Annotated in this window: 14 protein-coding genes; 2 read left to right on the forward strand and 12 right to left on the reverse strand. The window is 33.0% G+C overall.

Going from position 1 to position 13,794, the window contains the following annotated elements:
• Window positions 1–7: 7 nt before the first annotated feature.
• From HNP35_RS18875 to HNP35_RS18885, 3 genes are all read right to left on the reverse strand, one after another.
• Window positions 8–1,729, reverse strand: a complete 1,722-nt coding sequence (locus HNP35_RS18875; protein ID WP_184165046.1) for a PspC domain-containing protein — start codon at window positions 1,727–1,729, stop codon at window positions 8–10.
• A 3-nt stretch (window positions 1,730–1,732) separates the two neighbouring features.
• Window positions 1,733–2,065 (reverse strand): PadR family transcriptional regulator, encoded by a 333-nt coding sequence (locus HNP35_RS18880; protein WP_008464689.1) that lies wholly within the window; start codon window positions 2,063–2,065, stop codon window positions 1,733–1,735.
• 111 nt (window positions 2,066–2,176) lie between these two features.
• The gene (locus HNP35_RS18885; protein ID WP_246453594.1) at window positions 2,177–2,656 is read right to left on the reverse strand and encodes a DUF4870 domain-containing protein; all 480 of its coding nucleotides are present in this window, start codon (window positions 2,654–2,656) and stop codon (window positions 2,177–2,179) included.
• 231 nt (window positions 2,657–2,887) lie between these two features.
• Between HNP35_RS18885 and HNP35_RS18890 the strand changes: the two genes are divergently transcribed.
• A complete protein-coding gene (locus tag HNP35_RS18890; protein WP_184165043.1) occupies window positions 2,888–3,340 on the forward strand; it encodes a DUF4442 domain-containing protein in 453 nt (150 codons plus the stop codon).
• 141 nt (window positions 3,341–3,481) lie between these two features.
• On the opposite strand, the gene HNP35_RS18895 is transcribed toward HNP35_RS18890, so the two are convergent.
• From HNP35_RS18895 to HNP35_RS18935, 9 genes are all read right to left on the reverse strand, one after another.
• Window positions 3,482–3,640: a hypothetical protein gene (locus HNP35_RS18895; protein WP_184165040.1), complete on the reverse strand. Its 159-nt coding sequence runs from the start codon at window positions 3,638–3,640 to the stop codon at window positions 3,482–3,484.
• A 141-nt stretch (window positions 3,641–3,781) separates the two neighbouring features.
• Window positions 3,782–4,207: a hypothetical protein gene (locus HNP35_RS18900; RefSeq protein ID WP_184165037.1), complete on the reverse strand. Its 426-nt coding sequence runs from the start codon at window positions 4,205–4,207 to the stop codon at window positions 3,782–3,784.
• Window position 4,208: 1 nt separating this feature from the next.
• Window positions 4,209–4,523 (reverse strand): hypothetical protein, encoded by a 315-nt coding sequence (locus tag HNP35_RS18905; protein WP_184165034.1) that lies wholly within the window; start codon window positions 4,521–4,523, stop codon window positions 4,209–4,211.
• 62 nt (window positions 4,524–4,585) lie between these two features.
• Window positions 4,586–6,829 (reverse strand): multicopper oxidase family protein, encoded by a 2,244-nt coding sequence (locus HNP35_RS18910; RefSeq protein WP_221433469.1) that lies wholly within the window; start codon window positions 6,827–6,829, stop codon window positions 4,586–4,588.
• 186 nt (window positions 6,830–7,015) lie between these two features.
• Window positions 7,016–9,544 carry a heavy metal translocating P-type ATPase gene (locus HNP35_RS18915; RefSeq protein WP_184165032.1) on the reverse strand — a complete coding sequence of 843 codons (2,529 nt, stop codon included), beginning with the start codon at window positions 9,542–9,544 and terminating at the stop codon, window positions 7,016–7,018.
• 231 nt (window positions 9,545–9,775) lie between these two features.
• Window positions 9,776–10,336, reverse strand: a complete 561-nt coding sequence (locus HNP35_RS18920) for a helix-turn-helix domain-containing protein (RefSeq protein WP_184165029.1) — start codon at window positions 10,334–10,336, stop codon at window positions 9,776–9,778.
• A 2-nt stretch (window positions 10,337–10,338) separates the two neighbouring features.
• On the reverse strand, window positions 10,339–10,866 hold the full coding sequence (locus HNP35_RS18925) for a DUF3347 domain-containing protein (protein ID WP_184165026.1): 528 nt from the start codon (window positions 10,864–10,866) through the stop codon (window positions 10,339–10,341).
• A 97-nt stretch (window positions 10,867–10,963) separates the two neighbouring features.
• Window positions 10,964–11,323 (reverse strand): hypothetical protein, encoded by a 360-nt coding sequence (locus HNP35_RS18930; protein WP_246453596.1) that lies wholly within the window; start codon window positions 11,321–11,323, stop codon window positions 10,964–10,966.
• Between the two features lie 70 nt (window positions 11,324–11,393).
• Complete coding sequence (locus tag HNP35_RS18935) at window positions 11,394–12,227, reverse strand: AraC family transcriptional regulator (protein WP_184165023.1); 834 nt, start codon at window positions 12,225–12,227, stop codon at window positions 11,394–11,396.
• A gap of 103 nt (window positions 12,228–12,330) precedes the next feature.
• Here HNP35_RS18935 and HNP35_RS18940 point away from each other — a divergent pair, with 103 nt between their 5' ends.
• On the forward strand, window positions 12,331–13,497 hold the full coding sequence (locus HNP35_RS18940) for an MFS transporter (protein WP_184165020.1): 1,167 nt from the start codon (window positions 12,331–12,333) through the stop codon (window positions 13,495–13,497).
• The last annotated feature ends 297 nt before the right edge of the window (window positions 13,498–13,794 follow it).

Consider the following 13,794-nt stretch of genomic DNA (forward strand, 5'->3'; position numbering starts at 1 on the left):
GGTATTATTAGTTAATTTTAATTATAACTCCGTTTTTATCAGTGGTTAGTTTGCCTTTAGTTTTTTTTCCGTTTATAATTTCTTTTCCATTAATTTTCACAGAAACTTCATTTACAGAATCATTCACAATTGTATTTACTTCTTCTGAATCATAATCATAGTCGTGATCTTCAGGGCAGTTTAAACATTTTACTTTAGAATTTTCAACTTTATAGTTGTAATCTCCATCATAGTTTAGGTTAAAAAAGCCTTCATCAGAATTGTAGTAATCTCTAACAGAAGAATCTGGTTTAACTAGTTGTCCTTCTGGTAGGTAAATGTAAATATCTACTTCTTGACCTCTAAATTTATTTTTTACATCTGTCAGAAAATAATTATCCAAAATTAAATGATTTCCTGTAATTTGAAACTTGTAAGTGATTTTTTCTGCTCTTTTTTTCGCATTTTGAAAAGAATTTCCTCTTGCGCTTTTTTCGATTTGAATGAATGGCGCAGCTTCATCTGTGTGTAAGATATGTAAACGTACATCGTTAGAATAAATCAGTTCATTGTTTGCCGAATCTTGTACAAATTCGAAATCACTGCGGTGATTTAAACTTTTTGCATAATAATCGCTGTATTTAAACTTAATGTACAATGTATCTGTTGCTTTAATTGCAAGAGATTTTTTTTCTACAATCTTATTGTCATATGAAACCTCAGTTGCTTGTTTAATTCCGATACTTGCTAAAATTGCGATAGAAATAATCCAAATTGCTAAAAGCGTGTATTTTGTAATATTTCCGATTGATTTTAAGTCTGGAGATAACAATTTAAATCCTAAAAGAGTTAAGAAGAAAAATGGAATTCCGACAACAAAGAACATTAATAATCCAAATGACCAAAGCGGATATTCTGTAAAGTTTCCTGCCTCAACGAAATTCTGCCAAGGAAAATCAATAAAGATGTTTGTGCCTAAAGTAAAAACACCAATTAACAACATGATCAAAGTTGAAAGCCCTGCGATAATTAAGATTACACCTAAAAATTTAGCAAAAATTTTGAAAATCGTCATGACAAAGTCTCCAAATGAACTACTTATTCTCCCAGCTCCCGACTTTACTTGGTTTCCCATTTTGTCATAATCTGCGTTTTTAAATTTGTCAGATAATGAATCAATTTCTTCTCGAACTTTTTTTTCGATGTTCGAAATGGTAACTGGTTCTCCTGTCATTTCTAATTTTTCAGAAGTTGTAACCGCTTCTGGAGTTACAACCCAAAGAACGAAGTAAGCTAAAATTCCAGTTCCAAATCCAGCAAAAACAAAGATTAAGAATACGATTTTGATCCATACAGCATCAATTCCGAAATAGTGTCCTAAACCTGTTGCGACACCACCAATTACACCTCTTTCTTTATCACGATATAATTTTTTGTGTTTTCTTGCGCCGTAATTGTTAAAAGATTGATTAGTGTTTTCTTCGTCTTCAATACGGTAATCTTCTGGTTGTCCCATAACCGCAATCACTTCGTCAACGTCTTTCAGTCCAACAACATGTTTTTCGCTTTTTTGTTTTTCTGTCAACAATTCAGAAACACGCATTTCGATATCTTTAATAATTTCATCTTGTCCAGATGAGTTGTTCAGTGATCGTTTTATAGCGTCAAAGTAGCGTGTTAATTTTAAGTATGCATCTTCATCTATGTGAAAAAACATCCCGCCTAAGTTAATATTTACTGTTTTGTTCATGACTTATTGATTTTGATTGGTGATTAAGTTTACAGCGTCAGACAATTCTGTCCAAGTACCGCTAAGTTCGTTTAAAAAAGTTTGTCCTATCTCGGTTAACCCATAATATTTTCGTGGTGGTCCTGAAGTCGATTCTTCCCAGCGATAATTGAGTAAACCGTCATTTTTTAATCTAGTTAACAACGGATAAACAGTTCCCTCTACAACTAGTAATTTTGCGTTTTTTAAAGTGTCTAATATTTCAGATGTATATGCGTCTTTTTCTTTTAGAACAGATAAGATGCAAAACTCAAGAACACCTTTGCGCATCTGTGCTTTTGTGTTTTCAATGTTCATAATTTCATTTTGTTTTTTTTAGATTGAACAATTCGTTTTTTGATTGATGATGATTGATTGATGATGATGATTGATGATTGATTCGAATATATCTTTTAACCTTTTTTAGAATTACTTAATAAAAGGAATTGTTAGCGGATATTTATAAAGTTCTCCGTTTGAAGCTTTTATTGTAGCATAGATCACTAAAAAGAATTCAACAAATTTTAATAATCCAAAAAGCACTACAGATGTAATTCCTACACTAAGCATTCCGATATGCGATTGAAAATCAAAGTTTCTAATTACAAAATCGTGATCATTAAAAACGGCTTCTAGCGGAATATTTTGCAAGATCACTGATACGAAAATTGGTATTGCAATAAGTGCTAAAATCAAAGTATAAAGCAATAAGCTTAACTGAAAATTCAAAGCCTGTTTTCCGTGATGATCTGCAAATTCAGATCTGTCTTTGTAATTTGTCCAAATGATTAACGGAAAAATATAGTTCCCAAACGGAATTATATATTGACTTAATGTACTCAAATGAGTAAATGCCGCTGTATTCTTTTCTGATGTTTTTTCCATGATGAGTGGTGTTGTTGTTTCCATGATTAAAAGTATATAGTAATTTCTTATGCAAATATATGTCTAAAAAACAGTATCTTGTTTTGCATAGTACCAAATATTAACAAAAATTTAACAAATATAAAAGTAAGAAATTGGTCTTAAATCATTGAAAATCATTCTGAAGTATTGATTTTATTGAGGTTCTTCTGATAGTTTAATAATTTATTGTGCATGCATAGTTTTTTTGTATTTTTACATAAAAAAATAAATCACATGGCACTTTCTGTATCAAAACTTAATAAATTCGTCTTATTCAAATTACCTTCTGCATACTTCTGTGGAGTTCGAGTTAAGGATATAAACGATTCTAGCTGTACTGTTTCAGTTAAACACAGATGGATTAATCAGAATCCTTTTAATTCTATGTATTTTGCTGTTCAGGCAATGGCGGCTGAGTTGACAACAGGAGCTTTGGTGATTTCTCAAATTCAGCAAAGCGGAAAAAAGATCTCCATGTTAGTTGCCAATAACAAAGGAAACTTTACTAAGAAAGCAACAGGAAGAATAACGTTTGTTTGCAAAGACGGACATTTAATTGCCGATGCTATTAAAAAAACAATAGAAACTGGAGAAGGGCAGACGTTCTGGATGAAATCTATAGGAACAAATGAAGAAGGTGTTCAGGTTTCTGAAATGGATTTTGAATGGAGTATTCGAGTGAAATAGAGTTTTTTTTGCCACGAATTTCACGAATTAGCACAAATTTTAAGTGCAAAGTAATTAGTGTAAATTCGTGAAATTCGTGACGAAAAAACATAAAAAAGGCTTCAATTATTTGAAGCCTTTTTTGTTGAAATAGTATTTCAATTATTTCTTTGCACAACAAGATTTTTTATCTTTTTTATCTGTTGTCTTTTTGCAGCATGATTCTTTTTTTGCTTTGTCTTTAGAAGCTGGTTTTGTTTCTTGAGCACTTACGCTAATTGTAAATAAGGCAACGGTAATGATTGTAATTACTTTTGTCATTTTGTTTTAATTGTTTTTTGTTAGAAAATTATAATTGAGTGTATCAAATATAGATGGATTTATTGTTTGTAAGAATATATTTATTGTTAATGTTTTTGTAAAAATAAGTTGTTGGCGTTAGAACGTTTTCTAATCTGCATTTTAATTCAATAAATCATCATTAATATTGAAATCGATATCTGTTCTCATCCAATAACCTTTTCTATTTTGAGACAATACTTTTGCTATAGAGTATTGTGATTTGTATATTATTTTATAATTAATGTTTTCGATTTCTATACTTTTAATTGAATTGGAAACTTCAATCATTTCTTTTTCATGCCAAGTACCAATTCCAAAAGACATTTGATATTGGTTGTCTTCTGTTAAAGCAGGTTTTAAATTGAAAACTATAGAGTCACCTGTTTTATATTGGTTTAAGTGATAATCTTCAGTTTTGGGATCGATTTTTAGTGTGACTTTCACAGCAGTGCTTCCATTATTTATAAAATTAATATTATGAGCAGGATCACAGCTTGTCAAGATAAAGACAGAGAAAAGTAACAATAAGGAATTTAGTTTCTTCATTCTAATTACGATTATATGACCTTTTAATTAAATATTGAATTAAAATGATAACCAATATAATTATGGCAATCAAGATTTCTAAACCTATTAATCCAACAAAGGGCATTCCGCAGTGAATTAGTCCGTTTGATTCTGATCGAAGTTTGTTTGAAAGTATTTTAAATGCAATGATGAAAAATATAAACTGAGAAAGAAAAGTAATTAAACAAACTTTAGAAAAAGTTAGTTTTATGCTTTCGGCGATTCCTTTTCTTCCGAATATAATTTGAAAAATTATTGGCAAAGCCAGTAATGAAAGGAAAAGAATTTGATTCATAAGGTTTAATTAAATTGGTTTTTTGGTGTTTTTTCTATTCCAAAATTAATGCCAATTCTTTTTTAATAATTCAAATTAACCCCAAATCCGATTCCCATATCGCTATCATAATGCGTCGTGATTCCGAAGTTTCGGGCAACGATGTATTTCAGTCCAGCCATATATTCTTTATCCGTATTCCACATTAAATTCATTCGAAGTCTTTGCGAAAGCGGAATATCTTTTCGTTCAAACTGCACTCTCACATTTCCATCGGTATAAACCTCAACTTGCGCTTTTATGAGCATTGGCAACGTATATTCGGCACCTAAACTGAAGACCGAACGATTGTCTTTGGTGTTTTTCTGTCCAAAAAGATTTTGTTCCTGTTCGTCCATTCCCATTTTTCGGTAGCGCCAGTCAAAACCAACAAAAGGCATTAACCATTGATTTTTTCCAATATATCTTCCAATATGAGTTTCAGTTTCGTAACCATGTTTGTCGTTATAGCCCAATCTCCATTCGGTTCCAATACTCCAACGTGTGTTGCTATACATAGCTTCTCCATCATTTCCGTTGGTTGCAAAATCATTTTCGCCCATAAAATGAAACATTCGATCATCCATTTTCAGCATTTTATACGCCATTTCAGGATGATGAATCAACGGATTTGGCGCTGAATTTTCGTAAGTGAAAATTCTTCCCATTCCGGCCATCATGTGATATAAAATATGACAGTGGAAAAACCAGTCGCCATCTGCATTTGCCTGAAACTCGATCGTATCGGTTTCCATTGGCATAATGTCAATCACATTTTTTAGTGGAGAATAATCGCCATGTTCGTTTAAAATTCTAAAATCATGTCCGTGTAAATGCATTGGGTGGCGCATCATTGAGCCGTTGTATAAAACGATACGAACATTTTCTCCTTTTTTGATTAAGATTTTATCGGTTTCAGAAACTACTTTATTATCCAAACTCCAAACGTAACGATTCATATTTCCAGAAAGTGTGAAACGCAATTCTTTTACAGGAGCGTCCTTTGGAAGATTGGTTTTAAAATGAGATTTAAGCATTCCGTAATTCAAAGTCACAATTTCAGAAGTTTCCGTGCTGTCACTTTCCATTTTCATCTCTTCCATATTATGCATCGAATGATCCATTGCAGGTTTTGCATTTTCATCTTCACCCGAAATTTCTGGATACATTACGGCATTCATGTCCATTTTGTTGAGTGACATATTCATGCCCATATCATTCATTTCGCCGTTCATTTTCATCATATCGTTCATCATTTTCATTCCTTCAAAATATTTTAATTTCGAAAGATGATGAACAGGCTGTTTTTCTCCATTTCCTAAAAACAAAGATGCAGATCCCGTTCTGTCTTCGGCTGTAGCCAAAAAGGCAAAAGATTTGTTGTTTTCGGGAATGGTAACCACAACATCATAAGTTTCAGAAACGGCAATAATCAAACGATCAACTTCTACAGGTTCTACGTCATTTCCGTCGCTTGCCACAACGGTGATTTTTCCTCCTCCGTATGTCAGCCAGAAATAACTGGAAGCTCCGCCGTTGGCAATTCGTAGTCGAACTTTAGAGCCTGGTTTCAGATCTGAAAATTGCTGTTCGTTTTTACCGTTAATTAGAAACTTTTCATAATAAACATCGCTGACATCCATAGCATTCATTCGTTTCCATTCGTTGGTCACTTTGGTCGAAAAATGTCCTTGTTTTAAAGCTTCAAAATAACTTTGAGTGGTTCCTTTTTTAATAGCAAACCAATCGTTGGCATTATGGAGCATTCGCTGAATATTCTCTGGTTTAAGATCTGACCATTCGCTTAAAATAACTGGAATTGTTGGTAAATCGTCAATTCCCTTTCTAATCGTTGAATCGTCTTTTTTCTTGTTGATGATAAAAAGTCCATACAAACCAATTTGTTCCTGAAGTCCAGAATGACTGTGATACCAATACGTTCCGTTTTGAATTATCGGAAAAGTATATTTATGAGTTGTTCCAGGTTTAATTGGCATTTGGGTTAAATAGGGAACTCCGTCTTCTTTATTTGGAAGAAATAATCCGTGCCAGTGCATTGAAGTGGTTTCCTTTTTTAATTCGTTATGCACATAAATTTCCGCAATATCGCCTTCGGTAAAAGTCAAAGTAGGCATCGGAATTTGTCCATTTACTGCAATCGCACGTTTTTCTTTACCCGAAAAATTGACAACCGTATCGCGAACATGCAAATCGTAACGCACGACTTTCTGCGCTTTTAGCTGAAAAGCAATTAAAAAAAGGATTAGGATATATTTAATTTTAATCATGGATTATAATTTTAAATCAATTGAATACAATTTAATTTCAACACATAGAAACATAGATTTTTGTGTCTAAAAAAGAGAAAAGAAGAAACTAGTTTCCACACATAGCTATTGTATTGATGCAAGTGAAACGCCTTTACGCACAATGCAAAGCTATGTTTCTATGTGTTAAAATAATTACGCTCCAATTTATAATTTTAAATTTCTCAATCGCAACGCATTTACGATTACGGATACAGAACTTAAACTCATTGCCACCGCAGCCAACATTGGAGAAAGCAAGATTCCTAAAAATGGATATAGAATTCCAGCCGCAATTGGTACACCCAAAGTGTTATAAATAAAAGCAAAGAATAAATTCTGCTTGATGTTTGACATTACAGCATGGCTGAGGTTTTTGGCTTTTACAATTCCGTTTAAATCTCCTTTTACTAAGGTAATTTTAGCGCTTTCAATCGCAACATCAGTTCCGGTTCCCATTGCAATTCCGATATTAGATTGAGCTAAAGCAGGCGCATCGTTGATTCCGTCACCCGCCATTGCTACAACTTTTCCTTGAGATTGCAGGCGTTCAATTTCTTTCAGTTTATCTTCAGGAAGACAATCGGCTTTGAAAGAACTTAAATGCAAATGTTCTGCAACCGCTTTTGCGGTATTGTGGTTGTCACCTGTCATCATGATCACTTCAACGCCTTGAGCAATTAATTCTTTAATCGCTTTTGCACTGTTTTCTTTTATAGCATCAGTAATGGCAACATAACCCAAAACTTCTTTTTCAATTGCGATATATGAAATGGTTTTTCCTAGATTTTGTTCGGCAGTTACTTTTTGTTCTAAATCATTAGAAACAGAAGCGCCAATTTCATCCATTAGTTTTTTGTTTCCTAAAGCGACTTTTTTGTTTTCTATAGTTCCAAAAACACCTTTTCCGGCAATAGTTTCAAAACCTTGAACTTCTTTGAATGTTGTGTTTTTTGCTTTCGCGAAATGAACAACGGCCTGCGCCAATGGATGTTCACTATGCTGATTTAACGAAGCGATATTTTCAAGCAGAAAATCTTCGTCATCATTTACGGCATAGATTTTTTCAACTGATGGTTTTCCTTCAGTAATTGTTCCGGTTTTATCGGTGATCAAAACATCAATTTTATTCATGTTTTCTAGCGCTTCGGCGTTTTTAATCAGGATTCCGTTTTGAGCGCCTTTTCCAACTCCAACCATAACCGACATTGGAGTTGCGAGTCCAAGTGCACAAGGACAAGCAATAATTAAAACCGCAATCGCATTAATTAATCCGTAAACGTAAGCGGGTTCTGGACCAAATTTTGCCCACGCAAAAAAGGTTAAAATTGAAATGATAACAACTGTCGGCACAAAATATTTAGAAACTCTATCTGCTAATTTCTGAATTGGAGCGCGAGATCTGCTAGCGTCATTCACCATTTGGATAATCTGCGAAAGCATAGTTTCCGATCCAACTTTCTCGGCAATCATTACAAACGATTTTGTACCGTTTATTGTTCCAGAAATTACTGAATCGCCAACTTTTTTATCTACCGGAATAGGTTCACCAGTAATCATCGATTCGTCAATACTGCTTTCGCCGGTTGTTATTTTTCCGTCAACTGGAATTTTTTCTCCTGGTTTAACACGAAGTAAATCTCCTTTTTTAATATTGTGAATGGATATTATGCGGTCATTTCCATTTTCTACCAAAGTAGCTTCAGTTGGCGCTAATTTCAATAATTCTTTTATCGCGCCATTCGTTTGTCCGTGTGCCTTGGCTTCCAATAATTGTCCCAATAAAACCAAAGTGATAATTACGGTTGCGGCTTCAAAATACAAATGAATGGTTCCGTGATGCGATTTGAATTCGTCTGGAAAAATATTAGGGAAAAACATTCCGACAATACTAAAAAGGAATGCGACACTTGTTCCGATTCCTATTAAAGTAAACATGTTTAAATTCCATGTCACAATCGATTTGTAAGCGCGAACAAAAAACATCCAACCTGCATAAAACAAAACGGGAATCGAAAATAAAAGCTGAACCCAATTCCATTTTTCAATGGACATTATATTGTAAAGCGGATTATTCGGAATCATTTCTGACATCGAAATAATGAAAATAGGAAGCGTAAACAAAATCGCAATTTTCATTTTTTTCAATAAATCAGAATAGGTCTTGTTTTCTTCGCTTTCTGAAGCCTGCATCGGAACTAAATCCATTCCGCAAATCGGACAGTCGCCCGGTTCGTTTGAAACAATTTCAGGATGCATTGGGCAAGTAAATTTTGTTGCTGTGATGGCAACTTGAGGTACTAAATCCATTCCGCAAACGGGGCAATCTCCAGGCTTATTATAGGTTTTGTCGCCCTCGCAATGCATTGGACAATAATAAACACCATTTGCACTGTGTTGATGTACTTTTTTAGTTGCTGTTTTATGATGATCGTGATGCTCTTTTTTATGACTCGAACAGCAAGATTTAGCTTCGCCTTGATTTTTAGGAGAATCCATTTCAATAGTATAATTTCCAGCTGCCGATAAAACTTCTTGAAATTTTTCTGTTGGAACATGTTTCTCCATTGTAATCGTAGCCGTTGGCGGATTCAAAGTTACTTCTGCCTGAACGCCTTCTACTTCATTTAAAGTTTTTTCGACTTTGGTTCGACATCCGTTGCAAGACATTCCTGAAATTATATATTGATGAGTCATTGTATTGGTTTTTAAGTATTACAATGCAAATTTCCGAAGTACAATTTACAACGATTTGTATAATTTTGAGAATGATTTGTAAGATTTACTAAATGTTGTTTTTTAACCGCAAAGGGCGCAAGGGTTTTTGATATGCTGGGCTTTATAAAAAACGCAAAGTTCGCAAAGCTTTGTCTATATAACTTTGCGAACCTTGCGTAAACCTTTGCGTCCATTGCGGTTAAGAACTCCTTAAATATTTTCGATTTGAATCCGTTTATTATCTTTCAATTGTTTGAACGAAGTAGGAGTGTAGCCCGTAATTTTCTTGAATTGATTACTTAAATGCGCGACGTTGCTGTAGTTTAGAATATCGGCGATTTCGCTAAGAGATAGCTCATTATAGACCAATAATTCCTTTACTTTTTCAATTTTCTGACTGATGAAATATTTTTCGATAGTTGTGTTTTCAATTTCAGAAAATAAGTTGCTTAACGAATTATAATCCTGATTAAGGTTTTCTGCCAGATATTCTGATAAGTTGATTTTTAAATCATTGTTTTTATGATGAACCAAATCGACAATTAGATTTTTTATTTTCTCGACAGTTTTTGTTTTTTTATCATCAATTAAATCAAAACCTAAAGCTTGAAGATTTTCTAATAAAAACTCTTTTTGCGAATCGTTGATTTCGTCCTGTAGCTCAACTTCTCCCAATTCAACAGCAATAGTTTGAAGTCCGAGTTTTTCGAACTCAGACTTCACAACCATTTTGCATCGAGCGCACACCATGTTTTTGATGTAGAGCTTCATATTTATTTTATAGTTTCTACAACATTTCCGCAAGTCAGCATCGAAGAACCGTAATAAGGATTTTTCACTGCTTTTTCTTTGCTTAACCAATCAGCATCTGCCATTGGGCAATATTGTTTGTAGATTGGTTCCGTCGGGCTTGAAACTTTTATAAGATCGTAAGTACTTTTAGATAAAGATTTAAAAGTCTCACGCTGTTTTTTTAAATCTGTTGTTGACGAAATACTTTTGGCATCGGCAGTTAATTTTTTAACCACTTTCATCCAAACGGTATGTTCGTTGCTTTTTAGTTTGTCCATTTTTACAGCTGTGATCGCAGTCAATAAAGTTGCGGCTTTCGCCGAAGTTAACTTTGAGTCACTTTTAATAAGGGCATCTTTTACAGTAAAATAAGCATCGTAAACCGATTGTAATTGAGAATCCGCAGTTTCGATTGCTGTTAATTCAGAATTATTGGTTTTTGCCTGAATTGCATTTGTGCTAAATAATACTGTAAATGCTGTTGCTAAAGCTATGATTGATTTTTTCATTGTATATAATATTTGGTAAAGGAATTTATTTCCTTTAAAATTAATTAAAAAAGTTGATTTCAAAAAGACCCAATATGGGCTGTCATAAATGCAATAATTATATTTTCGGCTTTAGCCAAATAGAAGTAAATCCAGAAGAAATAGTAGAATTACTATAAGACGAGATCTTGTTTTTTAGAGAAAAATTGAAAACATCATTTTGCAAATCAAGATCATTTGAAGTCAAAATAACAAATTGCAATGCAGAAGTTGTACAGCCAGAGTGACGGCATTTTCCATCGCAATTGTGTTTTTCTTGTTTCGAAGTTTTCTTTTCACAGCATTTTTTAGAACAGCTGTTTTCTTCTTTAGAAGCAATTTCTTTATGATGCCCCATATTGCATGCATAAGTATAACTCGGATTCAAAAAGAAGCTAAGCGTTATAAAAAGCATTATTATGTGGATTTTCTTTTTCAAAGAAATTGTTTTTAGGAGCACAAATTTAGTTAAAAAACTTCGGGTAAATCATTATTTAAGATTTTGCTAACTACAGTTTCTTAAAATCGGTGGGTTTCATGTTTTTTCGCTTTTTGAAATAATTGGTTAAATGGCTTTCGTCTGTAAAACCAAATTCATACGCAATTTGTTTAATAGGCAATTGATTATTATGGAATCTCTTTTCAATCAAAGTTGTTCTCAAATTATGGATATAATCACGATAACTAATGCTGAAAGTTCTTTTAAAATAAGCACTAAAATAAGTTTGCGCAATATTAAAATGCTCTGCAATGACTTTTATTTGAACCAATTTCGGCTGATAAATATTCTGATGAATATAATTCGCAATTTGTTCATTATCTAAATGTGTCGATTGCATTTGAAGATTCATACAGCGAATAGTTTCTTTTATCAAACCAAAAATCGAAAGAATCTGATAGAAAACAATAGGAGAAGAAGTTACATCAATGTATTTGCCATAGGTAACAATGTTTTCAACAGTGTTTTTCAGAATCGTTTTGCAAGGTTCATCAAACTTTAAAACAGTTTCTTTTAAGATTTTATCACGCATGAAACTTTCCGGAGTATTTACCAAAAATTCGTCGCAAGTTAAGTTCTGTTTGGAGTTGAAGTAATTATCGGTAAACTTGATAAAAGTAAAACGGGTACTTTTCTTAATGTCAAAATAATGTTCATCATCTGGCGAAATCACAAATAGGTCACCCGCTTTGTATTGTAACAGATTATTGTTTAAATGATGAATACCGCTTCCTTTATTAATATATATGATTTCGTAATACGTATGAGTATGCGGAGGAAGATGAAATTTCTCTTCTTCAAATTCATCAAGTACAAGCGTTTTAAACTGATTTAATTTAGGCATAACTTAAATATACAATTTTATGTCGCAAATTTACAATTTATTTCTCGGTTAACGGTGTTAATTTTGTCCCGTAGAAATCTATTCCTTTCTACACTAAATCAAAATGAAAAAAAGTCTTATTGCACTCTCTTTAGGAGGGTTAACTATTGGAATTACAGAATTTGTAATGATGGGATTGCTCCCAGACATTGCTTCAGATATGAAAGTTTCAATTCCGGTTGCGGGATATTTAATTTCGTCTTATGCACTTGGAGTTGTTATTGGAGCGCCTTTATTAGTAATCGCAGGAAGAAATTATGCGCCTAAAAAAATGCTTTTAATTTTAGCTTTAATGCTGGCCGTTTTTAATGCTTTGTCAATTATTGCTCCCGATTATAATGTTTTATTTGCCTCTCGTTTTCTTTCTGGTTTACCGCATGGAGCATTCTTTGGAGTTGGAGCTGTAGTGGCAAGCCGTTTGGCAGATAAAGGGAAAGAAGCGCAAGCCATATCAACAATGTTTGCTGGCTTAACAATTGCAAACTTAATAGGTGTGCCAATTGGAACTTATATTGGACATCATTTTATCTGGCGTTATACATTTGTCTTAATCGCTTTTGTAGGGTTGTTGACATTCTTGGCAATTTATTTATGGATGCCAAATCTTGAAAAAGGTGAAAGTGTAAATATGAAAACACAGCTTCAATTTTTTAAGAGAACAGAAGCTTGGTTAATCATCGGAATTACAGCAATTGGTTTTGGAGGTTTATTTGCCTGGATCAGTTATATTGCTCCATTATTAATTAATGTGTCTAAATTTGAGCCAGAAGATGTTTCTTCAATCTTAATTTTAGCAGGATTAGGAATGGTTGTTGGAAATTTTGTTGGAGGAAAATTAGCCGATAGATTCTCGCCGGCTCCAACTACATTAGCCTTGTTAATGGTAATGTCTCTAGATTTGGTTTTGGTTTACTTTTTCTCGTTCAATCAATATGTATCTTTGTTTCTGACTTTTTTAACTGGAGCTATTTCATTCTCGGTTATTGCACCAATTCAGATGCTTATGATTCGTACAGCGAAAGGAGCAGAAATGATTGCCTCTGCATCACTTCAAGGGAGTTTTAATATTGGTAACGCTTTAGGAGCTTTTCTTGGCGGATTGCCTTTAGCTGCCGGATTTAGTTATTCATCTCCAAATTTAATAGGAGTTGCAATGTCAATTATCGGAATGATTATTACATTCATATTGATGAGATTACATCAAAAGAAAGTACAGTTGCAGCATATTTAACAGTTAAAAATATATTTTTCTGAGCCCTTAACTTTTGTTTAAGGGCTTTTTTTATGTTTTTACGCAACCGTTTTCCATGTCAAATTCACTTTTAAGGAACTAAAATCTTCTTTATATCAGAAAATTCATTTTAAAAAAGCGTCATTTTCTTCCCTTTAATTAAAAAAAATTAGCATCTCTTTAACTTTTTAAGTGTAAAAAACACACCTAATAATTTCATGATTAATATTCATGTAATCGATTGTTTTTTTTAAAAAAATCGAATCAAATGAACGAATAATAATAATATGTTTAATA

This window comes from Flavobacterium notoginsengisoli (assembly GCF_014207905.1).
Taxonomy (GTDB): Bacteria; Bacteroidota; Bacteroidia; order Flavobacteriales; family Flavobacteriaceae; genus Flavobacterium; species Flavobacterium notoginsengisoli_A.

What these genes read in the sequence shown, in the direction of transcription:
- HNP35_RS18875 (WP_184165046.1), bottom strand. Translation starts at nt 1,729, where the DNA reads ATGAACAAAACAGTAAATATTAACTTAGGCGGGATGTTTTTTCACATA.
- HNP35_RS18880 (WP_008464689.1), bottom strand. Translation starts at nt 2,065, where the DNA reads ATGAACATTGAAAACACAAAAGCACAGATGCGCAAAGGTGTTCTTGAG.
- HNP35_RS18885 (WP_246453594.1), bottom strand. Translation starts at nt 2,656, where the DNA reads ATGGAAACAACAACACCACTCATCATGGAAAAAACATCAGAAAAGAAT.
- HNP35_RS18890 (WP_184165043.1), top strand. Translation starts at nt 2,888, where the DNA reads ATGGCACTTTCTGTATCAAAACTTAATAAATTCGTCTTATTCAAATTA.
- HNP35_RS18895 (WP_184165040.1), bottom strand. Translation starts at nt 3,640, where the DNA reads ATGACAAAAGTAATTACAATCATTACCGTTGCCTTATTTACAATTAGC.
- HNP35_RS18900 (WP_184165037.1), bottom strand. Translation starts at nt 4,207, where the DNA reads ATGAAGAAACTAAATTCCTTATTGTTACTTTTCTCTGTCTTTATCTTG.
- HNP35_RS18905 (WP_184165034.1), bottom strand. Translation starts at nt 4,523, where the DNA reads ATGAATCAAATTCTTTTCCTTTCATTACTGGCTTTGCCAATAATTTTT.
- HNP35_RS18910 (WP_221433469.1), bottom strand. Translation starts at nt 6,829, where the DNA reads ATGATTAAAATTAAATATATCCTAATCCTTTTTTTAATTGCTTTTCAG.
- HNP35_RS18915 (WP_184165032.1), bottom strand. Translation starts at nt 9,544, where the DNA reads ATGACTCATCAATATATAATTTCAGGAATGTCTTGCAACGGATGTCGA.
- HNP35_RS18920 (WP_184165029.1), bottom strand. Translation starts at nt 10,336, where the DNA reads ATGAAGCTCTACATCAAAAACATGGTGTGCGCTCGATGCAAAATGGTT.
- HNP35_RS18925 (WP_184165026.1), bottom strand. Translation starts at nt 10,866, where the DNA reads ATGAAAAAATCAATCATAGCTTTAGCAACAGCATTTACAGTATTATTT.
- HNP35_RS18935 (WP_184165023.1), bottom strand. Translation starts at nt 12,227, where the DNA reads ATGCCTAAATTAAATCAGTTTAAAACGCTTGTACTTGATGAATTTGAA.
- HNP35_RS18940 (WP_184165020.1), top strand. Translation starts at nt 12,331, where the DNA reads ATGAAAAAAAGTCTTATTGCACTCTCTTTAGGAGGGTTAACTATTGGA.